This is a genomic window from Scytonema hofmannii PCC 7110 (assembly GCF_000346485.2).
Classification (GTDB): domain Bacteria; phylum Cyanobacteriota; class Cyanobacteriia; order Cyanobacteriales; family Nostocaceae; genus Scytonema; species Scytonema hofmannii.
The window spans coordinates 1,379,692-1,402,808 of record NZ_KQ976354.1; the positions used below are offsets into that span (position 1 = coordinate 1,379,692).

A 23,117-nucleotide genomic window follows, 5' to 3' on the forward strand; every position below is an offset into this window, starting at 1 on the left:
CAGCACCACTTAAATTAGCACCATCCAGTCGAACTTCTGTCAGAGCGGTACCCCTTAAATTAACATCTGTTAAATCTTGACCACGAAGGTCAGCACCAGGTTTGATTAGATATGCACCTTTTGGAAATTTGTGCTGTGTTAAGTACCAAATCTAGGTGCAAAAAATACACTTTTCTGTATGCACTCCCTTCAGGAGCATCGCCTTACCATCGTGACTGAAGCAGACATTATAAACCACATAACTTCAGTGCGAGTCACAACGCCCTCTTTCAGCCAAGGCGATAAGCCGGGTACGGCTTGCGCTAAGAGCGATCGCTTAATTTGTTGAACGCGAGCTTCAGACAATGCAACCAATGCACTTATCTCAGCTTGTCTTGCTTTCTCAAGCTGCTGCTTGGCTCTCTCAAGTTCGTCATTCCTTTGTTGGATGCTTTGTTTAACAAATTCTGTTTCTACCTGGTTAAGCCAATTATCCTCAGACTGAAGTAGTTTTTCTAAATACTTAAGGCGATGACTATCAGTCCAAAGAAAACCCTTTGTTTGTTCCTTATCGTCATGATTTAACCAATCATTGACAGTCGGAGTCAAGCGTTGTTGCCAAATTAAGGTATTCTGTTCTTGTGCAATCCATGTCTGTAACTTGTCCCACACCCGCACTAAAGCATCGTGGGCTGGTTCAAAATAAGGTTTGCCTTCAAAGTTTTTATCTCCGATAATGAGACGAGCTTGAGAAAAGCGGTTGAGAAATTCTTCCACGCGCTTGTTTTCATCAGCATCTGGATATTTTAGTTCCGATAATGGTACCCTTCTCCTTGCTGACTCTCCTCCTTCACGTGCAACCATTCGCAGCATAACTTGACGCACTGTTTTTTTATAAGCAGAATCTTTCACGATGAGCTGTTCGCATTCTTGTGTAGCTCTTTTTGTTAAAGAACCGATCGCTCCACCCAAATCCTCATAATCTTTTTGTCTCAACGCTCTGTCACAACCCCGACGGTGCAAATACTTGAGGTAAAGCTCGCTGAGAGTAAAGGATAACAGTGGTAGCGCTCCTGGCATTTGAGCAACATCATCAAGCAACTGATTGACTAATTGCGGCGGATCGAAATACAGCACTTTTTCTGCAGCTGGTTTTTCAATCACCTCTCGCAATTCCTCTCGCTTCATTGGCTGTACAATAAACCTTGCTGCCATCCAGCGATTTGATGACAAAAGTTCGTTAGAAAAATGATGCTCAAAGTCAGAGCGCAAAGCGATTAGAATCTTCAGGTGTTCCGAACATTCAGTAAGTAATGCTTTTAGTAAATCCAAAAATTGCTTTTTCTCCTCTGGTTGACACATAGTCACTAGTTCTTCAAATTGGTCAATAACCAAAAGTAGCTTGACTGAATTGTTGCGACTCCAATTCTTAAAAGATTCTATGACTTTTTGCGGTTGTCGCAACTGCTTGCTTAACGAGCGAATAGAATAGGAATGGAATAGCGTTGATTGATTAATAAGAGTACTTGCTAGGGCAGCAAAAGGGCTTGAATCAGGACGCATTGGGCTAAGGATGTGCCATTGCTCTTTTGATAGTGCAGGTAATAACCCAGCTTTGACTAAACTCGATTTACCTGTCCCGGAAGCGCCTAAAACAACCGTCAGTGGTAGATCTTCTGACTCCAAAATCTGAGCTTTTAGGTTTTTTATAGCTTGGTCTCTACCAAAAAAGAGCTTGCTATCTTCTTCATTAAATTCGTAAGAATTCAGTCCTCGATAGGGATTTGTGTTCTCATCAAGTGGAAGTGCTTTTTCTAGATTCTTTGGATCGAAACCAGGAACTAAAAAGATGAATTCGCCTTTATCGTGTTTTTTTAAGTGACACAAGCTTGGTGTTTGTTGATGTATTTTCTTTCCTAGTTCGTTGTGTAAGTACACGTAAAGTTCCGAAGCTGTCATCACTCCATCTTTAATCACATCTCCCTTACCATTTTCGAGAGCTTCAAACAAAATCTCTGCAAAAGGAGAGTGTTTTCCCGTGCTACCCACGCCGCGATTGCTCTTAGCGCAAGCCTTACCCGGCTTATCACCAAGACAGGAAAGGACATCTACTGCTTTTTCATCGTGAGCGGCGGAAGTGATAACTTGTTGAGCATAGCCCCTGATGTAGCGATCGTAACGTTCGCGATACATTTTTGGATGATGCATTGCTTCTCGCGTTGAACTTGACCAGCGAAAAGCACCAGCAAAGCAGCAGTCTAAGATAACTAACAGGTGATGGCAATCCAGCCCGACCAGTGTATCATGTAAGAGTTGCATTGGTAGAAAGCTGTTTTCATGCTTGTGAGCATCCTGGGGGAGAAGGTATCCGGCTGCTTGTCCATCCTCAAATTCAAGCCCATCCCGGACTATACCATGTCCGGCGAAATAGAAAAGCAGTCGGTCATTTTCTTCAATTGTTATAGTTTTAGTACCGAGGGGAAGTTTTCCCTGTTTGAGATTTTCTATGAGGTTCTTTAGCTTACCCTGAGTCGCATCCGTATCTAGTAATTCTAAAACCTGGTATTGGTGTGACTGTTTTAGAATTTCTGCAAATCTTTTGGCATCATTGACCGCTGTTTCTAAGGGCGGTATATCATTTGTATAACTATTGATACCAACAACAATGGCATAACTACGTTTAATCTGGTTCATAAGCATATTATTTATTTCAGTACTTTCCTTGGGCTGAATTTAGATAGCATCTTGCGGATACACAATTGTCACCGCAATGCTCTTTGTCATCCAATCATCTAGTTTTTTGCTTGAGGTACCTGCTTCACGAGTGTTAACCCGCTCTAATAAAAGATTGAAGGTACTGTCTTGTAATATCAGCGAACGAGATCGTTGTGATGAATTTAACCCATCGTGTTCTAGCAACCCTGCGTTAAACTCTGTGGTGCTGACAATCAGCTTAAATATCTCTTTATACTCAATGACTCCTTGTTCTAAGAAAGCATCTGGAATGTAAAATTCGTTCTCAGCTTCGATACTTTCGTTAGGTAAAATACGTATGCTACTTCTTTCTTCAAAGAAAGGTAAATAGATACCGTAACTTTCCGAAAGTTCTAGTACGTTGCAATAGAGTGTTCTCGAACTGTGATTTGTCAGTTTGACTTGTATGACTGGCGGTTTCCATTCACCGTCTTCATAAGTGTATTGCGCCCGTTTTTCCAAATCTCCCTCAGGAGAAGCAGAGATATCTTGTCCAAACAGGATTTGAATGGACATCTCCACTCGATTTGACTTAATGAAACTGGTGGCTGGGCTTTCGAGTGTCAGAAGATTATTCCATCGAGCAATATTTTCTAACCGTCGAATCGCTTTTAATGCGCGATCGCTTGTATAACCTATCTCATCTGGTTTTTCTAGAATGGGAGCAAGTAGTGCTTGGTTACCTTTTCTAATCCAGTATTGACCGTTATTAGCTAATAGAGTGCAGTATGCATCCTGAGGAGAGTCTACCAACTCTACGTACAACGAAGGGTTTTGATCGGGACTTGCTTTTTGAAATGCTGCGGGAGCCAGTTCTACCCCTGTTTTTTCTTCCTTATCATCCTGAATATAAACTTTTAATGGAGCGAGTGGTAAGCTTGTAACAACTGCCCAATAAGCTTGATTTTGAGACAAGCCACTATCGCGGGTAATCTCCACTTGACTCATCTGTGGTAGCACTTGAGTCACTTTAGCTTCTGCGATCGCATTCTGGAGTTGGTGTAGTTTCTCAGCTTTGCTTCCTACGGGAAAAATAGCTAGCAAGGTATCTTCACCTTTAGATGATTTTGGAATACCATGCACAGCACCACTGTCAATGACCCAACTTTTATGCTTGGTGTTATAGCTTAAAGTAAGGTATTGAGGACGTTCGCCAATAGCACCACCCAAGAAAGGTTTGTTGAGTTCTTCTGCGTTGGTTGCTTCAATTTGCGGTGACTGGTTCTGGAGTTGAGCAATGACTAAAGCACTTACATTCCTAACTAAATCTCGATAGGACATATCTCTATTGGTTTTTTTCAAGGCTTCTGTGAGAAAATAGGAAAAAGCACCTCGTGGTTGACCGTCTTCTGGAGTGTACTCCTCTGCCTTTTGATGAGAACGACAGGCGGAGATCGCAAGATGTTTACCCTTAAATCCCTGGAATTTTATTTTATCTTGGCTTTTTAAAGAAGTCAGTTCATCTGATGCAACTGAGTCATTGGCAAAAATAAAGCTATCCCAAGGGCGTTGGCGTTCGTCACCAGGAGCCTGACGCACGATTTCTGAGTCTCTTGTCCCAGTCCCGGAGTGACAGCAATCCAAAATCACAACAGTATGTGGATTGTTCTTTGACACTTGAGAAATCAAATATGCCAATTCTTTATCTGTTATGTCCCAACCATCCTTTGTACGACTGTCGTAGCAAATTATAGTTTCATTAAGATTGTCTATTTCTAAATGAGAAAAGGCTTCTTGTACTTTTTGTTGAGAACCGTGACCTGCGTAGTAAAATAAGACAACATCATCGCTATCTGCCTTGCACAGGTGTTGTTGAAAACCGTTAATAACGGCTTGACGAGTCGCTTGTTCGTTTGTAAGAATCCACGGAACATCTGTAGATTCAACAAGAGTCCATTCACTTTCAACATCAATTCTGTTTTTCAAGTATGATTCTATTGCTTTAACATCGTTGAGACAACCTGTAAGCGATCCCACGCTTGGACTGGAGTCAGGATGATACTCATTAATGCCAACTAATAGTGCATAAATCTTCTTAGCCATAGATATTTTTCCTCAAGAAATTTCTTACATAATTGATTAAGCTATTAAGCTTAGTTATTAATATAAAATCCGGGCTTGAATTATGCACTTACTATTAGTGCTGTGTTGAGCACCAAATCCAGCTGTAAAAAATACACTTTTCTGTATGCGCTTCTAAATTTGCCTTTAATACAATAGGTGAGTACACCAACAGGTATGCTAACGATCAATATTATGTATCAAAAGTTACTTTAGATAAGTACCCTCATCCCCTAACCCCTTCTCCCATGGGGAGAAGGGGAATAAGAGTAGGGCTTACCCCCTAAAGGACAAACTCGGGGCGGGGACAAGAACTCACTGCTCCCTTCTCCCTTAGGGAGAAGGGTTGGGGATGAGGGTAATTCATTTGTTATTCAGCAACGCTATTTTTGTAGAGCAGGACTGTGGTAAAAGTAAGTTTTAAGGAATTCATAATGAGCCAAAATTTACCAAACCAAGGAAAACAAAGGATTCTCGTGGTAGACGACCACCAACTCATCCTGGGTGGAAGCCTTAATATACTAAAACAGGAGTATCCAGACGCGGAAATTCTCAAAGCTGAAACCGCACAAGAAGCTCTTGATTTACTAGCAAGCTGTCAGCTTGACCTTGTTGTCATAGACCTGTCCATTCCAGAGAAGCCGGGAATGATGGCTCAAATTGATACAGGTATTCAACTGTTAAAGACCTTAATGAAGAAGTGTCCTACACTCAATCTTGTAGTGCAAAGCAGTTATATTAAGGCATTAGTACGTATTAAACGTGAAATTGATGACCATGAAGGGGGCTTTGTCATTGCCAATAAAGGGCTTTCCGAAAAGGAAATTTTAAATAGGGTTAACTTGGCGCTACAAGGTATAACCCATACAAAAGATATCAAAACAGCATTGGAATTTAAGCCAGAATGGCTAGAAGTTTTGAAGCTAGCATTTGAAGAAGGATTGCAAGATAAAGCTATTGCCGATCGCATGTACATACACGAACGAACTGTCCGTTCCTATTGGACTAAAATCCAAGACGTTTTGGGTGTTTATCCTGAAGATTGCAAACAAGAAGGTAAGAATATGCGAATTCAAACGACAATCCGCGCTAGAGAAGAAGGGCTAATTGATTAATGAGGAGTTAATGATTCATGACTGGGGATTCTGGGACGGAGATTTGGAGAAAAATTAAAAAAGAACTTGCCATTTGGCGTACAGGAGCGTTACCAGGATTTGCAGTCTTGACGATTATCATCATCGCTCGGTTATATGGGTTACTTCAGCCTCTAGAGTGGATGGCTTTTGATAACTTTCTGCGCCTGCGTCCTGCTGAGCCTATGGATGATAGAATCACCATTATCGGCATAACTGAAAATGATATCGAGAGTGCAAAAACTTATCCCATTCCAGATAAAGAGATTGCAGCACTCATTAGGAAAGTACAGAATTATAAGCCTAGAGTTATTGGTCTAGATATTGTTAGAAATGTACCTGTTGAACCCGGTCATAAAGAACTGGTTGATGTATTTAAACAGAGTAAAAATTTAATTGCTATTGAAAAAGTTTTACCACCTCAATATGCACCACCGCCAAATATACCTGACGACCAAGTTGGTTTCGCCGATGCTCTATCAGATAAAGATGGCAATTCCCGGCGCATTCTTCTTAGTACACCATCCTTACAGAAGGGTCAAAACTACAAGTTTTCCCTCCCTTTGCGTTTAGCAGAAGCTTATTTATTGAGGGAAGGCATTCCTTTAAAAAATGGGGTTCGTGACTCCGAAACTATGCGATTTGCCTCAGTTGAAATCCCTCGCGTTTCGCTAAATACTGGCGCTTATGTAGGAATAGATCCCGGTGGAGTTCAAACATTACTTAAGTGGCGGAGTGGAAGAGAACCATTTCGAGTTTTATCCCTTGATGATATTAAAACCGATAAATTTAAGCCAGAATGGTTTCGCGATCGCATTGTTTTGATAGGCATAACTGCTCCCAGTGTTCCAGACTACATTAATACTGAAGCCGTTGCTGGATTAAAACCGGATGGTCATATTTTTGGAGTCAAATTTCACGCTCATGCTTGTTCCCAAATTATTAGTGCTGTTCTTAACGAACGACCATTGTTAAAAGTTTGGTCGGATGAGTGGGAATATCTGTGGATTGCGGTTTGGGGTTTTATCCCTATTATTATTGGACGACTGACTCAATCCGTACTTATGAATTTGTTTGCTGTTGGCGTGACGAGTCTTTCCCTAGTTGGAGGTAGTTACCTGCTTCTTACATGGGGTTGGTGGGTTCCTGTCGCACCAAATTTGTTAATTTTAAGCATCAACGGTGTCGGTTTGAGTGCTTTTGCTTTTTATCAACGCGATCGCGCTATGCAGTCTCAACTCAACGAACGCCAACGCACTATCGACCACGCATTTACTCTCATTCACAATGGACCCCTGCAAACACTCGCTAATGCTTTAAGATGCGTTCAAGAGAAAGATTTTCCCCAGGATAAATTACACGGTCAATTAGAAAATCTCGACCAAGAAATTCGAGCCATAGGCGAACACTTAAAATTAGAAGCTTTAAATCAAGAAGAAAGCCTTCTTTTAGGGAGTGGCTTAAAACTTGATTTAAAACTTCCCATTCACGAACTTTTCTACGAAGTTTACACCAGTACACTAAAAAGAGATCTCACCCATTTTCAAAATCTTAAGTTGAAAACCCGCGCCTTTGACCCTATTGAAGAAAAATATTTAAATATCGAACAGAAACGAGAACTCTGCCAATTTTTAGAAGAAGCCTTATGCAATGTTGGTAAACACGCAGTAGGAGCCAAACGCATTCAAGCTACTGGTAAAGAAAACCAAGGCTGGTATACTCTCAGCATTAAAGATAATGGGTGCGGTATTGGTTCAGATTCAGAAAATAAAGGAACAAAGCAAGCTATAAATTTAGCTAGAAACTTAAGAGGTTATTTTAAGCGAGAGTCTGTTTCTCCTCGTGGAACTTTATGCGAATTAACCTGGTCTTTGAGAGGTGGTAAAGGTCAGCTCGGGAATTGGTTTAAATCTTTTTTAAAAGTCTTTAATCAGAACACTCCCGGCTCAAAACAAGCTGACCCCAAGATAAGCGATATACACCCTGCGGTTCCACAATCGCATCGCCTTTCTGCCAAGGACGACAAGTAGGATTCATGGATGAAGAGGCAATGAATACAGTACGCACATTATCAACTTCAAAAAATACACTTTTCTGTATGTGTTGCTCAATTTGCTTCCAATACAATAGGAAATAATCAATCAAGATTTAGTGCAACTCATTTGAAGATTGTTCTGGAGGTTCTTTAATGTTTAATGAAAATGCTTACTTGCAAGTATATCCTGATGTAGCGGCGGCTGTTAAGGCTGGCTCTTTTAGCTCAGGTCTACAGCACTACACGCAGTTTGGACAACAGGAGAACCGGATTGGCTTTTTCTTTGGAAGCAGTGGGAATGACACTATCACTGGTTTTGGTCAGGGGACTAAAGTCCTGGCTGGAGTAGCTTTCGACGCTTTATTAAATGGATCTACAGTTGCTGGAGTCGGTGAAGTTGATACCCTAATTGGCAGAGAAGGGAGGGATGTATTCGTCCTTGGACATCCCACTTTGTCTTCTTTAACCTCCACGCCTCAGCAATTTTACGTTGGTCGTGGTAATGCAGACTATGCTTTAATCCGGAACTTTCAGCGGTTTGAGGATCTAATCGTGTTAGAAGGATCGCCACAGAACTACAATTTTCAGGTAGTAAACGGAAGTTTAAATATTTTCAGAACTTCCGGAGACCTTGTTGGGATTGTGGAAGGGGTTACTTCTTTAATGCCAGTTTCAAATGACTTGTTTGACCTTAAAACCTTCAACGTTCCACTTAATACTAGTGGACCCTTTTCTATTCTTTTATAAAGAACACTCCCGACTCAAAATAAGCTGTCCTGAAGGTAAGCGATACACACCCTGTGGTTCCACAATCGGATCGCCTTTCTGCCAAGGGCGATGAGTCGAGTTGGTGGATGGGGAGACATTCGACACGGAACGTACAGTGCCAAAAGTATATAGTGACATCAAAGCATCTCCCGGACCAGAGGGCAAGCTACCAGAACCCGTAATTATGAAAGTTCCCTCTTGCTGACTTGGATTGCGTGCAATACAACTATTAGCAATCAAGCTACCAGTATCTATTGGGTTCTCTGGTAACTCACTCAGGCTACCTTGAATAAAACTGGTGTCGGGAATTGAGATATTACCAGACACCGCACCACTAGCATTAATATCTACACGTTGGTTCCCATCTAGAGTGCTAAGATCTCTATCAGTAAGAACAGGATTGTAGCCGTTGCCAAAGAAAGCGGGAGTTTTAAGGGCGATATCACCCCCTTTACCATCTCGAGCAAATGCAAGGAGATCGCTGTCATCAAAGGCAATGATGGAATTTGCCGTCAGGGTAATGTTACCACCACCACCTGCGCCACTCCCAACATTGGTTGTAATGTCGCTGTCACCAAACAAGCGAATGTCCTTAGCTGCAATCGCGATCGCACCTCCGGAAGATTGAATGGCAGCAGTGACAATATCGCTATCAGTAACCCTCAAAAGTTCATCCACATCAATATTAATCTGACCTCCGTTACCCTGCCCTTGAGTACGAGCGCTAATTTCACCCTTATTCAGAGTTACTGAGTTGCTTTGGATATTGATGTTACCTCCCTGACCCGTGCTAGTAGTAGAAGCTGATACTTTGGCATTCTCTTGAATTGTTAAGTTTTGTGTGTTTATTTTGACATCTCCAGCAGCACCTGCACCACTCGTTTCCACAGTCAGTTGACCATTACCCGATAGAGTCACTGCTTCTGGTGCCTTCACAATTAAACTTCCCCCCTGACCGCTACCACGGGTAGAAGCGGAAATGCGAGCGTCTTGAGCAAAATTCACATTTAAACTTTGACCATTGTTATATGGTTGTATGGTTAAAGTGCCTGCAGGTACCTCACCTTGGGTTTCAGCAAGTATACCAGGAGTACCAAATAGATTGATGTTGGAAGCGTTGAGCGCAATGCTACCACCTTGTTGTGAGGTAGTAGCACTAGCAGTAGAAGTCGCGTTGATTGCAGCTTGTTTTTCGACAGTCAAAAGGTTTGTGTTAATGGTCACGTCTCCGGCTTTACCAGCGCCACTTGCTTCAACAGATAGTTGAGTGTTACCGCTAAGGGTTACAGACTCAGGTGCTGTTACAGTTATGCTACCTCCCTGACCTTGATTAGAGGTGGCGGCGGAAATCCGTGCTCCATTATTAATACTGAGATTTCGAGCATTAATTATCAAATTACCAGCTGTTCCTTCACCTGTTGTCTCAGTTGTCAAGCTACTTGAGATAAGTTTTTTAGAGACACCAGCCAATTCTACATTATCAGCCGTTATTGTTATCGTTTTTCCCTGACCAGAACCAGTTGTCCCAGCTCGGATTTGTCCTGCACTCAAGACTCTTAAACGTTCAGCGTCAATAGTTAACGTTCCAGCTTCTCCAGCAGCACGGGTTTCAGAGGAAATCGCCGCACCATTTTGGGTCAGTAATTCCTTTGTTGTCAAACTTAAGTTTCCTGCATTTCCCGTCCCCAAAGTCGCACTTGCCAAACCTCCAACGCCAGACAAGGTGATGGAGTCATCGGCTTTGACTGTTAAATTTCCGCCTTTTCCAGCTTTCTCAATGTTACTGCCAACAGTCGCTGTAGCAATACCTGCACCATCCTGGATAAGTAACTGCTTGGTGTCAACTATCAAATCACCAGCATTTCCAGGACCAGAAGTCACTGTTATCAATCCAGAAATTAATGGCACTCCATCTCCTGGTAAATTGACTGTTGATTCTATTAATAAATTGGCAATTTCAGTAGTTGAAGTCAAATCATCTACAACTCCCGGTCGATTACCAATCAATTGCACGGACTCAGAAGCTTTGACGATGAGGTTTCCTCCAACACCAGCGTTATTGAGTGTCGATAAACTTGAAGCTGATACTCCCGATCCTTCTTTTGAATTCCCTTGTTGAGCAATTAATCTCTGAGTGTTAATTGTTATATTTCCAGCCCGACCACTTCCATTAGTATTACTGTTTACACCTCCGCCTTCAAGCAACTGTATGGATTCTGTGGCATTTAATGTGACGTTACCTACATCACCTGTACTGCTCACACCACTTGCACTTCCTATATATGCACGCTCGCGAAGAATCAGTTCTTTTGTATTAATTTCTACATCTCCACCCCTACCACCATTAGGAGCATCACTTTGAGTTGAAGTTCCTAGCAGAGTATTTGGACCAACTAATTCCAACTTCTCGGAAGCAGTGACAGTAACTTTTCCTCCCCGCTCCGAACCTCTTGTTTCTGAAACCACCCCTGAACCAGTAGCTAAGAAAATATTCTCCTTAGCAAGGAGAGTAATATTTCCCGCTTCGCCAGTTGCTGACGAGGTATAGATAAAGCTACCAGCATTTATATCAAAGTTCGCAATCCGAGTCCCGTTCAGCCCAATACTACTTCTGGAGTCAATAATCACATCACCGCCATTACCATTAAAGCCATTAGTAAGGAAATTACGAAGGATAGCAGGCAAGCGCTCTTCCAATTGAGCTAAACTCTGAGTATCTGCTGTCACAATCGTTCCTACTTCAATGTTGCCCCTTGGCAAGGATAAATTGGGTTTGTACTGATTGCTTAAAAAAACAAGCCCGTTTGCTGCATTGCTACCAAGCATCGCAATTCCTCCGATGTTGATATCTGCACTTGTTGCCGTATTTGAGATGGTTGGAGTTCTCGAAATACTAGAGAATAACGAGAAAATATTTGAGGAAATATTAAAGAAGAAATCAGCATTGACACCTGTATTTCCAAAATTACCAATTGCAGAAGGATCGACTCCAGCACGCACATCAAAAGTTGGTCTAGCTCTTCCATCAATTGGCAACTCCGTTCCATTGGATAAGGTAAAGTTTTCAGCAATAAAATCAACTCCAGATGTTCCTGTTTCCGCTCCTGTAATCGCAACTACCCCTGGAATTGTCACGCTACCTGCTGCCAAAATATGCAAGGAGGTACCATAATAACTGTTGAAGCTAACATCTCCTCTAGACCGAATAATGGGATCGTTTGGACTAAATAAATTTCCCAAACTTCCATCGAGTTGCTCTATCCGAAAACTATCCCCACTCCAATAGCGAGCATCCCCTCCTACCGTGTTAGCGCTTCGCAAAATCATATTCCCGCCAGAAAACAAGCCACTCTCTGGATGATTTAAGGCAAAAATATCCACACCTTGATTCCCCTGTACCAAGACTTGTCCTCTAGCAGCTGCAACAAAAGGATTCGTTACACTATCTCGAATTCTTAATGTATCAGTTGCTTGCAAAGTCAAATTCTCCCCAGCGTACAACTGACCCTGTAGCTCTAAATTCCTAGCTGCTAGTGTCAAATCTTTTCCTGCTGATAAATTTCCTGCATGAATAATGTTCCCTGGTTGTGCAGCAGCTTGATTAAAAAACAGCGCTCCTGGACTCACGGACAGTAAACTGCTTTGTTGCGGTTGAGTCGCACTAAAATCACCTTGCTCACCCAATGCGATCGCCTCAGCTGTCGTCGCCACAAATGACCCTTCAACATCCAAACTCGCATTTTGCCCAAAAACAATTCCGTTAGGATTTATCAGAAACAAGTTAGCATTACCTAATACACCCAGCCTCCCCAAAATCTCGGAACGGTTAGTCCCTGTCACCCGGCTGAGAATGTTCTCAATTCCCTGGGGATTAGCGAAATAAACTCCTCTTCCTTCTTCCACATTAAATTCTTGAAAACTGTGGAACAGGTTAGCGCCGCGAATTGCTCCCCCATCAATCCGTATAACTTTCAGTTCTTGTCCAATGCGATCGCTCATCCATCCACGAATGACTTCATTGGGTGTCACGACAGAACTTTCCGCTCCCAAGGTGGTATCGGGTGTAATTTGTGCATTAGCTTGCTGAGATATTGTTAATGCCAATATCTGCAACACGGCTAAGCTAAACGCACCTATCCAACTTAGCTTCCACAACCAATTCCATAAGCTGCTCATTACGCCATTAACTTTATTGCCTTAAAATCATTATCAGGTTTCTTGGCTTTTTCAACAAGAAATCAGAAAATTAGAATGAGACCTGAACTAAAGTTTAGGCGATCCCCTCATCTTCATTCCACATCCCGTGAAAAGTCAGGGATAAACTTCTTTAAGTCCAGCTTCATCAGTTGGACTTAGATTCGGGCTTCCGAAACGCTCACCAGTTACATCTGCACAACCCTCATCATACGTCATGATAGAATCTATATCGTATGAATTCAGATTAACTATAGTATAAGATTTCGTACTTGAGTAAGTTTGGCTAGCATCGCTAAATGAAATGAGTGACTCATTTTTTGGGCAAGCGGCTGGCTTCAATGGATGCTTCCACTCGTGTTCAAAACCAAGGGCATGTCCAAACTCGTGGATGGCAAATTGCTCTGCACAAGTAAAATGGTATTCCATGCTGTTTCTATCGCTGTTATACCGGATACACTGCGTTTGAGACCCTCCAGTACCCCAAGGCTTAATTTGTGTACCTTTTTCTTTTCCTCTCACACTTGTACCGATAAATGATTTGTTGTCAGCATTAGGATGAATCCAGAAACGAATCGAATTATTTTGCTGTTCTGGCGTTAGGGAGTCACAGAATTGCCACCCTACAAAAGAAATAGAACCTGTTCGTTCCCAACTTTTTTTTAAAGCACTTCTTATTCTAGCTATGACCTCATCTAAACTCGGATTGCTGGAATCCCTCCAACCATCTTGAGCTAGCCAACCGTGAATCAACCAACTTTGATACCAATTGCTGCTTCTTTCTGTAACCGAACTATCTTTTTCAATGCAAACAGAAATAACAGTACGTCCTGAGGAATTCTGTGGCCACCGCCTTTCATTAAGAAAAATGCTTGCATCAACGGTTGTTGACCACGAACAAAATGATAACAAGGTAAATAAAGGGAAAAGAATTTTTTTCATTGGTATTGCTCGCTCGCTAAAAGTAATCATTTATACATTTCTGAATTGCACTTAATTTAATACTTACTCTTTCCTTCCACCACACTTGACATACTCAGTGTCTAGGCGTTCGGGTAATAAATATTAACTGCATCTTTATAGAAAATTGGTATGAGCTTAATCAATAAGATAAAAATAAACACAAGATAACGCTCTTACCTTTTGTGCTTTATTAAATATTAAATTCGGCTGTCAATAATACACTTTTCTGTATACACTGCTCAATCTACCTCTAATACAATAAAAAAATGCGTCTCTAATGAGAACACTCCCGACTTAAAACAAGCTGACCTGAAGATAAGCGATAGACACCCTGTGGTTCCACAATCGGGTCGCCTTTCTGCCAAGGACGACGAGTCGAGTTGACAGATGGAGCAGTATTGGCTACAGTACGCACAGTGCCAAAAGTATACAGTGACATTAAAACCTCAGAACGGTTAGCCCCTGTCACCCGGCTGAGAATGTTCTCAATTCCTTGAGGGTTGGTGAAATAAACCCCTCTTCCTTCCCTCACGTTAAATCCTTGAAAACTGTGAAACAAGTTAGCCCCGCGTCTTGCTCCTCCGTCTATGCGATCGCTCACCAAACCCCGAATCTCCACATCCGTTGTCACCACAGAACTTTCAGCCCCTAACGTAGTATCAGGCGTGGCTTGCGCGAGTGTAAGATTTGACCAAAGAACTAATACACTACTAATAGCAATCTTTAGTCCAGTCAACCACTTTAGACGTGCAGATACTATAGACATCGCACTTCCCTCGCTATTTAGGGGCAAGAACTCCATTTAGTATATATGGGTGCGAGCTACCGCAACTTATGCATTTTCTAACGGACTCTGGAGACTATACTTTAGTTCAGGTAATCCCCAATCAAATAGTCAGTTAATAACTAGATTTTGAGCTAGTGACAAAGTCCGAGCGATTGTAGTATTGAGTTAGTAACCGTCATTTAAGCCGATCACCAATCGGACAACTCATGTATTCCATCGATAATCTTTATCAAAATTTCATGACTTTTTTAGTAAGTTTTTCCCTAAATCTTTATTTCTCAGTTTGTAGTTTATTCACAGTAAATTAAATAATGAACAATACACCTAGGGGAGATTATGAAGGCTCAAATCTTGTGGTTGCTCATCAAAGGTATTAATCGCAAACTCAATTTAGGTTTGCTCCTAAGCTTATTCTTGTTTGTTTCTCCAGCTATAGCTGGTTATGTACCCCCCCGAAATCAAAAACCTCCCAGTGATTACACCACGTCGGGAGGACCTAGAGGGTGTCCGGGAGAACAAATACCCCTGACAGTCCTTGCTCCTCAAGCTTATGTTGGACATACAGTTTCCAAGCATCCAACCTTTGCCTGGTTCTCCTACAGCCCTCACAATACAGAATTTTGGCTTTTTGAGTTTGAGGCGAATGGTAAACCCAAACAAATAGGCGATCCGATTAAATTGCAAGCTTCAAAGGGGATTAACAAGTATTCTCTTCCAGAAAACCATCCTGGATTAAGCGTAGGGAAACGATACCTATGGCAAGTCGCCATCTCTTGTCCAAATGGTAATTTAATGCAAAAGGCAGAATTTACGGTTGTTGAGATGTCATCAGATATCAAAAGTAATCAACCGAAAATAGCAAATGATTCTCAAAAAGCCAAGCTTTACGCCCAACAAGGTTTGTGGTATGACGCACTAGGAGAAGCGCTGAATTTAGCGCCACCAGGGAAACTCGGAGCAGTCGGTGCAACGCTGGTAGAATCTCTAGCACAATCCGAAGGACAAATAGGAAAGTCTGAGGAAAGCCAAGAACTTCAGCAAAGAATTGAGAGTTTAAAGGCGATCGCAAACTGGGCAAAATGAAACACAATCTTCAGTCAATACTGCTCGGTTAGGTGTAGAAAGAGAATAAAGTTTTAGACTGTTGCGGGAGTAAGCCTTAACCCGGTTTTTAGAAGCGGTAGAGCTATAAGGGTGTTATTGTCTTCAGTATTTTATTCATGAGCGTATTTTATATCTATCTGATATACCCCTCAAGCAGTCACTTTGATTTCAGTTATCAAGGTTCGGATTGCAAACATCTGATAGCCGTGCAAGAATGACACGAGCACGCAGTGTATGCCGTGGGTTGAAATCTTTGTGTGGAGAGCGTTTCAGTTGTCTTTTCCTTCCACACTTGTTATCCTAATCTACAGGTACATCACTTGTCAAATAGAACATCAAGTAATGTTTTTTTAGAATTCAAAGTAAGATAGCAGATAATGTCTATTGAATAGACAAGTGATGCTATTGATGGCGACTAAAAGACCGAGAACTACAATTTCGTTCGCTCCTGAAGAATATGAGGAACTGCAAGAATGGGCAGAATCAGAATTTAGAACTGTGCCTCAGCTGATTCTTGCAATAGTCAAAAAATCGTTAATAGAACGCAAAGAGTACAAAACAAACAAATGACTAACGCAGGACAACCACCAACCACTGACGAACGACTCAGCCGCTTAGAAACTCTGTTTGCCAACGTTGGCGAAACAGTTCTACAACATGACGCTACCATTGATGTGCTGGTAGCGAATATCCAGGAATTAAGCGAAAATCTTAGAAATCTAAGCGAACAGACCAACCGCAATATCAACAATTTGGCAGAGCAAGCAGCACAGGATCGGCAGCAAGCAGCAATTGACCGCCAAGCTTTCCGGGAACAGGCAGAGCGCGATCGGCAAGAGTTCCGAACCGAGATTCGACAGATTTGGGAGTACTTGCGCGATCGCAATGGTGGTAGCAGTCCGCCTACAACCGCACCATAATAAACAGCAAAAATTCCCTCCTAAAAAAAATAGGAGGGAGCGAACGTACAGTGTTAAAGCCAGTTACCGCTTAGAATAAACGGTGCCCAGTAAGCAGGGTTATCATATTGGTCATTCAGGCTATCTATTTTCTTAGCGTTAATTAGTTTCAGTTGAGCTTGACGCAAAGCCTCTGCCTTACTCACTCCTGATTTGCGGAAGTTATCGTAAAACGCAGATATTAAGTGAAATGTGGACTCGTCGTTAACAGACCATAGAGTTGCTAGCGCACTTTTGACGCCAACCTGCAAGGCGACACCAGCCAAACCAAGAGTTGCACGGTCATCTCCTACAGCCGTTTGACAAGCAGTCAGTGTCAGTAATTCCACTGAGTTAAGACCACCATTAACTTGACGCAGAGTATTTTCTAACTCCTTAATTGTGAGTTTGTCGTTATCTCCTGCAACGAGAAAAGTATCCTCTGCAATGATGCCAAACTGAGCGTGAGTCGCAATGTGAATAATCGGATAAGCAGTTTTATTGAGTTCTTTTCCTAAATTATCGCGGTTAAAACTACTATCTACTAAAACTTTACTATTTGGGAAGAGTTGTTGAACGTTATTAATTTCTGACTTCACTTTTGGTAAAACAGGATAATCTTCTTCATCAACTTTTACTTTTGTCGTTACGCCTAAGATTAAAGCTCGACTTTGTTGACGGTTTAGTTTTTGAGATGTTGTCAAACGCAAACTGGGAGTTGTAGCAATAGCATACTTCTCAATTAAGTATTGCTTTCCATCATAAAGCGCTGCCATTGGAATACTGCGAAAGAAGCCATCTTGAATAAAAACAAGAGTTTTGATATTTTCAGCAGCTAAATTAGCTTTCTTTTCAAGTTTTTGAAAAATTTTACTGTATAATTCTTGAGATGCTTGTTTAATCTTATCATCACTTATTGTTTTATCTCCATCTCTAAGTAATTGGCTGAAGTTTTGAATTTCTTTCTCCAAATCCTCGCGTTTTTCATTTATCCATTCAACTTGCTGACTTCCATTAGGTAAATTCAGCAAAATAGCAGTCCGATTATCAAAAATGATAGAACTCAAAACAACAGTATCTTTTTGTAAGAGTTCTTCAACATTTTTAGAGTTATTAATAGCTGCTATGACACAATCATTACCAAAGTAATTTTGTAATTCTGCTAGTTTTAAAGAATCTATAGTTTGCAGGGCAGTTCTTAGCTGCTTTTTCCGATTTTCTGGTTCAATAGATGATAGCTCGGCTAACTCCAATCTTAACTGAGCCAACTCACGGTAAAGAGGCTCAACAACATCTCGGAAATCAAATTGTAAATCGCGATCGGCTTCTAAAAGATCGCTGCGAATTTCTTCTAAAGTAGAGTAGGCTTCTTGATAAGCTGTAACAGCTTCTGATTTCTTGTTTTGTTTGTTAAAAATTCGTCCGGCTTGCCATTGCCATAAATAAAGACTGTCTTTTGCCTTTAATTTTTGGTCAGCTTGCCAAAGTGCTTTCCGAGTAAATTCTAAAGCTGGCTCATATTGCTGACGACATTCATAAAAATGACCCCTAGCTCCATTTGCAAAAGATAGCGATCGCGGATCTTGAATATTGTCAGCAACCTTTACTGCATCCTCAAGGAGTGCGATCGCTTGCTCATCTGATAGTTGTCGCTGAAGAGGACACTGAGTTAAAGACGAACTCACAGGTTTAGTAACAACTGGAAGATTGGCTAAATCGACTGTTATATAAACTTTACTTGTAGAATCTGGTAATTTCTCCCGCAAGGCTAAAGCTTTTTGCACTGCTTTATCAAACTGAATTTGTTCGGCTTGAGTGCGGTAGTAAAACTGAATTAAATTCATCAACACTCGTATTTGAGCAACTTGGTTACCTTGCTCGCCAGCTTTTTCAAAACTAGACTGAAACTTGTTCAACGCTTTCTGGTAATCACTTTTAGATTGCTGTTTAAATTCATCAACCTTTTGCACGCGGCTTTTTTCTGCAGACTCAGCACGCAGATTCCAAAGTTCCGCCCGACTCACATAAGCATTACCCAAACTATTGAGTACTAAAAAATCAAAACCCTTGGGAGCAATCTTTTCAGCACTCTCAAGATACTGAATAGATCGGTCATAATAACCCACCAGACGGTAAGCTTCTCCAAGACTTCCCAATGTACCTGCTTCACCCGTTCGATCTTTCGAGAATCGGGTAAGGAGCAATGCGCTTTCTTGGCGACAATCTGAATTTTTTTCTACCTCCTTTGATGGCTCCTCTTCCGGTTCGCCCTGAAGGACACCACACAACAGAGCGATCGCTTTTTTGGGTTGCCCCAAGCTATTGTATACTTGAGACTGCTCTATCAGCATGCGTCCTACCTGCTGTACATCTCCAACTTTGCGGTAGTAAGCGATCGCTTTATCCCAATGGGCAATAGACTTATCCATTTGACCCACTTGTTGATATGCTCTTGCCAAATTTTCTAAAACCACCGCCTCACCTGTGCGATCGTTAGTATCCTTATAAATCGTTAAAGCTTGTTCCCAGTCTTTAATCGCACTCTGCAAGCGTCCCACTTGGTAACTTTCAACACCCTGCTGCACCAATAGTTGACCAGTATCAGGAGTTTGTGCGCGTACCACTTCTCCTATGAGTACTGCATGATTCAGCCACAAGCAAAAAGTCAGGCTGCAAAGAAAGAGAAATCCAAGCGATCGACGCTGAATATATCTGCGGTATTGGTTAATCACAAATCAACTCCTATGTAAAGACAAAAACTTATCAACTCATTTCACTCCAATTCATAATTCATAATTCATAATTCCTCAAAAACATTCGCGACTCAAAACAAGCTGACCTGAAGACAATTGATACACACCTTGCGGTTCTACAATCGGATCGCCTTTCTGCCAACGACGACGAGGCGAGTTGGCAGATGGGAGAGTGTTAGATACAGTACGCGCAGTGCCAAAAGTATATTGTGACATCAAAACGTTTCCCGGACTTGTAGGTAAACCACCAGAACCCGTAATAACGAAAGTTCCCTCTTGCTGGCGAGAACCGCGTGCAATGCAACTATTAGCAATCAAGCTACCCGTGTCAATAGCATTTTCAGGTAACTCACTCAAGCTATCTTGAATGAAACTGGTGTCGGGTACGGTTACCACACCAGAGGAAATCGCTCCACTGGCATTGATATCAACACGGTTGTTCCCATCAAAGTTGTCGGAAACAAGAGCAGAAGAAGCTTTTTGGTAATTTTGACCAAAGAACGCACGGGTATTGAGGTTAATGTTACCGCCTTTGCCATCTCGCGCAAACGCCAGGATATCGCTGTCATCAAAAGCAATGATAGAATTAGCTGTTAGCGTGATGTCACCACCGCCACCTGTCTCTGTTTCGACATTGGTTGTGATATCACTGTCACCGTAAAGGCGAATGTTACCTGCTGTGATTGCGATCGCGCCTCCGGAAGATTGTGTTGCAGATGTAACGATCTCACTATCAGTAGCGCTAAAAAGTCCGGTAACGTTAAGATTGATACTACCCGCATCTCCTTTTCCATTAGTACTGGCACTAATTGCAGCACCATTGGTCAATTCTAAGGAGCTTGTGCTTATCGTTACACCCCCGGCTGTGCCTACCGCTCCACTGCTGACCTGGCTGAATGCCCCACTGGAATTTCCATCCTTATCTTCACCATCAAACTTGATGACATCAGTGACGGTAATGTTCACACTACCTGCATTGCCTTTTCCATTGGTACTGGCACTAATTACAGCACCATTGGTCAGTTCTAACGAGCCGGTGCGTATTGTTACACCCCCAGCTGTGCCTACCGCTTCACTGCTGACCTGGCTGAATGCCCCACTGTTAAATCCATTTTTATCTTCGCCATCAAATTTGATGAAATCAGTAGCAGTAATGTTCACACTGCCCGCATCTCCTTTTCCAAATGTACTGGCACTAATTACAGCACCATCGTTCAGATCCAATGAGCCTGTGCTTATCGTTACATCCCCGGCTTTGCCCACCGCTCCACTGTTGACTTGGCTAAATGCAACACTATCATTAAACTTGATGAAATCAGTAGCGGTAATGTTTACACTACCTGCATCGCCTTTTCCATTAGTACTGGCACTAATTACAGCACCATTGGTCAGTTCTAACGAGCCTACGCCTATGTTCACACTGCCCGCATCTCCTTTTCCACTGGTACTGGCACTCAGTTGAGCACCATTGGTCAGTTCTAAGGAGCCTGTGCGTATTGTTACACCCCCAGCTGTGCCTTCCGCTCCACTGTTGACTTGGCTGAATGCCCCACTGTTAAATCCATCCTTATCTTCGCCATCAAATTTGGTAAAATCAGTAGCAGTAATGTTCACACTGCCCGCATCTCCTTTTCCACTGGTACTGGCACTCAGTTGAGCACCATTGGTCAGTTCTAAGGAGCCTGTGCGTATTGTTACACCCCCAGCTGTGCCTTCCGCTCCACTGTTGACTTGGCTGAATGCCCCACTGTTAAATCCATCCTTATCTTCGCCATCAAATTTGGTAAAATCAGTAGCAGTAATGTTCACACTGCCCGCATCTCCTTTTCCACTGGTACTGGCACTCAGTTGAGCACCATTGGTCAGTTCTAAGGAGCCTGTGCGTATTGTTACACCTCCAGCTTTGCCTTCCGCTCCACTGTTGACTTGGCTGAATGCCCCACTGTTAAATCCATCCTTATCTTCGCCATCAAATTTGATGAAATCAGTAGCAGTAATGTTCACACTGCCCGCATCTCTTCCACTGGTACTGGCACTCAGTTGAGCACCATTGGTCAGTTCTAAGGAGCCTGTGCGTATTGTTACACCCCCAGCTTTGCCTTCCGCTCCACTGTTGACTTGGCTAAATGCATTACTGTCATTAAACTTGATGGCATTAGTAGCAGTAATATTCACGCTGCCCGCATCTCCTTTTCCATAGGTACTGGTACTAATGTCAGCACCATTGGTCAGTTCTAAGGAGCCTGTGCTTATCGTTACATCCCCAGCTTTGCCTTCTGCTCCCGATTCCACTATGCTAAATACTCCGCTGTTAACGCGAGTTCCACAGACCTCACACTCACTGCCTCCTTCTCCATTAAGGCGGGGGAAGAACGTTTTAAAAAAGTCTAAGTCTAGAAGCCTCCCTAATATAAGAGAGATCTGTTTTGAATTCGTTGAACTCACGTCACTATCAAATCCATTGTTGTCTTTGCCATCCAACTTAATGGCATCAGTAGCGGTAATGTTCACAGTGCCCGCATCTCCTTTTCCATAGGTACTGGCACTTAGTTCGGCACCATTTGTTAGTTTTAACGAGCCTGTGATGATGTTGATGCTACCACTATTGCCCACAGCGTTTCGTGCCACTTCGTTGAAAATTCTACTATCGTCTGCGATCGCAACTGTTCCAGTGGCATTAATTTTAATATCTCCCGCTTGAGTGTTGGGTGAGCCAATCCCTGAAATTCCTGCCAAAAGTTGGCTTCTCCCCGACATATTTACGTTCGCTGCGTTGACTGCTATGCTACCTCCATTGCTTGAACGTACATTCACTTCAGCTTGATTGGTCAGAGATACATTAGCTTGCGGCACTCCTTGGGGAAAATTCAAACCAAAGAAATCCCCGTTAGGAAAAAGTTTGACAGTGTTTTCTCCTGCTACCCCTCCCAACTCCACACGTCCTGAAGGAGCGATAAGTTTCCCACCATTTATGCTCACATTGCCGCCAACAAGTGCTAGGCTCTTACCGGGGTTTACCTGTAACCTAGACCCACTTATCGAAACACTTGCTGCATTACTCCCAAATTGCAAACCTATGGGCACATTAATAGTTAACAAAGGTGTAGATTGAGGATTTGTGGCATTAAACTCTGTGCTATCTGCAAATTTTAAGCTGCTGGCTGTACTGGCAACAAACGATCCCTCTACATCCAAACTCGCATTTTGTCCAAACACGATCCCCGACGGATTTAACAGAAACAAGTTGGCATTCCCCAATACACCCAGCCTTCCCAATATCTCGGAACGATTAGCCCCCGTTACCCGGCTGAGAATATTCTCAATTCCTTGAGGGTTGGTGAAATAAACCCCTCTTCCTTCCCCAACATTAAATTCCTGAAAACTGTGAAACAGGTTACCCCCGCGTATTGCTCCTCCATCAATGCGTAGAACTTCCAGTTCTTGCCCTTGGGCATCGCTCACCACACCCTTAATCTCTACATTCGGTGTCACCACAGAACCTTCAGCCCCCAACGTAGTATCAGGCGTGACTTGTGCGAGTGTACTATTTGACCAAAAAATGAGCGTACCACCAATAGCTATTTTTAATCCAGTCAACCAGCCCAAACGCACAAATACTCCAGACATCGCACTCTCCTCAGTATTTAG

At 42.4% G+C, this 23,117-nt stretch carries 13 protein-coding genes and 1 pseudogene; 6 read left to right on the forward strand and 8 right to left on the reverse strand.

All coding sequences use genetic code 11. From position 1 onward, the window contains the following. Nucleotide 1 precedes the first annotated feature (1 nt). The 3 genes and pseudogenes from WA1_RS61575 to WA1_RS06030 all read right to left on the reverse strand — a co-directional run. Nucleotides 2-151 (reverse strand): annotated as a pseudogene (locus tag WA1_RS61575) (pentapeptide repeat-containing protein); the annotation flags it as partial. Between the two features lie 38 nt (nucleotides 152-189). Further along, on the reverse strand, nucleotides 190-2,673 hold the full coding sequence (locus WA1_RS06025; RefSeq protein WP_017748102.1) for an nSTAND1 domain-containing NTPase: 2,484 nt from the start codon (nucleotides 2,671-2,673) through the stop codon (nucleotides 190-192). Between the two features lie 39 nt (nucleotides 2,674-2,712). Further along, on the reverse strand, nucleotides 2,713-4,776 hold the full coding sequence (locus tag WA1_RS06030) for a caspase family protein (protein WP_066612757.1): 2,064 nt from the start codon (nucleotides 4,774-4,776) through the stop codon (nucleotides 2,713-2,715). A gap of 452 nt (nucleotides 4,777-5,228) precedes the next feature. Here WA1_RS06030 and WA1_RS06035 point away from each other — a divergent pair, with 452 nt between their 5' ends. The 3 genes from WA1_RS06035 to WA1_RS06045 all read left to right on the forward strand — a co-directional run bounded on the left by WA1_RS06035 (nucleotide 5,229) and on the right by WA1_RS06045 (nucleotide 8,709). Further along, entirely contained in the window at nucleotides 5,229-5,909 is a 681-nt protein-coding gene (locus WA1_RS06035; RefSeq protein ID WP_017748100.1) for a response regulator transcription factor, read from the forward strand. Between the two features lie 17 nt (nucleotides 5,910-5,926). Further along, complete coding sequence (locus WA1_RS06040; protein ID WP_017748099.1) at nucleotides 5,927-7,957, forward strand: sensor histidine kinase; 2,031 nt, start codon at nucleotides 5,927-5,929, stop codon at nucleotides 7,955-7,957. Between the two features lie 158 nt (nucleotides 7,958-8,115). Continuing rightward, nucleotides 8,116-8,709 (forward strand): hypothetical protein, encoded by a 594-nt coding sequence (locus tag WA1_RS06045; RefSeq protein ID WP_017748098.1) that lies wholly within the window; start codon nucleotides 8,116-8,118, stop codon nucleotides 8,707-8,709. Here the strand turns inward: WA1_RS06045 and WA1_RS06050 are convergent. The 3 genes from WA1_RS06050 to WA1_RS06060 all read right to left on the reverse strand — a co-directional run bounded on the left by WA1_RS06050 (nucleotide 8,704) and on the right by WA1_RS06060 (nucleotide 14,653). Then, on the reverse strand, nucleotides 8,704-12,906 hold the full coding sequence (locus WA1_RS06050; RefSeq protein WP_017748097.1) for a two-partner secretion domain-containing protein: 4,203 nt from the start codon (nucleotides 12,904-12,906) through the stop codon (nucleotides 8,704-8,706). The two genes, WA1_RS06045 and WA1_RS06050, sit on opposite strands and share 6 nt — an antisense overlap. A 135-nt stretch (nucleotides 12,907-13,041) precedes the next feature. Next, the gene (locus tag WA1_RS06055; protein ID WP_158516598.1) at nucleotides 13,042-13,866 is read right to left on the reverse strand and encodes a M12 family metallopeptidase; all 825 of its coding nucleotides are present in this window, start codon (nucleotides 13,864-13,866) and stop codon (nucleotides 13,042-13,044) included. A gap of 295 nt (nucleotides 13,867-14,161) precedes the next feature. Next, nucleotides 14,162-14,653, reverse strand: a complete 492-nt coding sequence (locus WA1_RS06060; RefSeq protein ID WP_017748095.1) for a two-partner secretion domain-containing protein — start codon at nucleotides 14,651-14,653, stop codon at nucleotides 14,162-14,164. Nucleotides 14,654-15,010: 357 nt separating this feature from the next. On the opposite strand from WA1_RS06060, the gene WA1_RS06065 reads away from it, so the two are divergent. From WA1_RS06065 to WA1_RS06070, 3 genes are all read left to right on the forward strand, one after another. Then, nucleotides 15,011-15,757, forward strand: a complete 747-nt coding sequence (locus tag WA1_RS06065; protein ID WP_017748094.1) for a DUF928 domain-containing protein — start codon at nucleotides 15,011-15,013, stop codon at nucleotides 15,755-15,757. A 429-nt stretch (nucleotides 15,758-16,186) separates the two neighbouring features. Further along, the gene (locus WA1_RS52320) at nucleotides 16,187-16,348 is read left to right on the forward strand and encodes a ribbon-helix-helix domain-containing protein (RefSeq protein ID WP_017748093.1); all 162 of its coding nucleotides are present in this window, start codon (nucleotides 16,187-16,189) and stop codon (nucleotides 16,346-16,348) included. Beyond that, entirely contained in the window at nucleotides 16,345-16,698 is a 354-nt protein-coding gene (locus WA1_RS06070) for a hypothetical protein (protein ID WP_017748092.1), read from the forward strand. Before WA1_RS52320 ends, WA1_RS06070 begins: the two co-directional genes overlap by 4 nt. Before the next feature lie 53 nt (nucleotides 16,699-16,751). Here WA1_RS06070 and WA1_RS06075 read toward each other — a convergent pair whose 3' ends face one another. Together WA1_RS06075 and WA1_RS06080 are read right to left on the reverse strand one after the other, a co-directional pair. Then, nucleotides 16,752-19,448 (reverse strand): CHAT domain-containing tetratricopeptide repeat protein, encoded by a 2,697-nt coding sequence (locus tag WA1_RS06075; RefSeq protein ID WP_017748091.1) that lies wholly within the window; start codon nucleotides 19,446-19,448, stop codon nucleotides 16,752-16,754. 75 nt (nucleotides 19,449-19,523) lie between these two features. Continuing rightward, nucleotides 19,524-23,096, reverse strand: a complete 3,573-nt coding sequence (locus WA1_RS06080; protein ID WP_066612759.1) for a two-partner secretion domain-containing protein — start codon at nucleotides 23,094-23,096, stop codon at nucleotides 19,524-19,526. Nucleotides 23,097-23,117 lie beyond the last annotated feature (21 nt).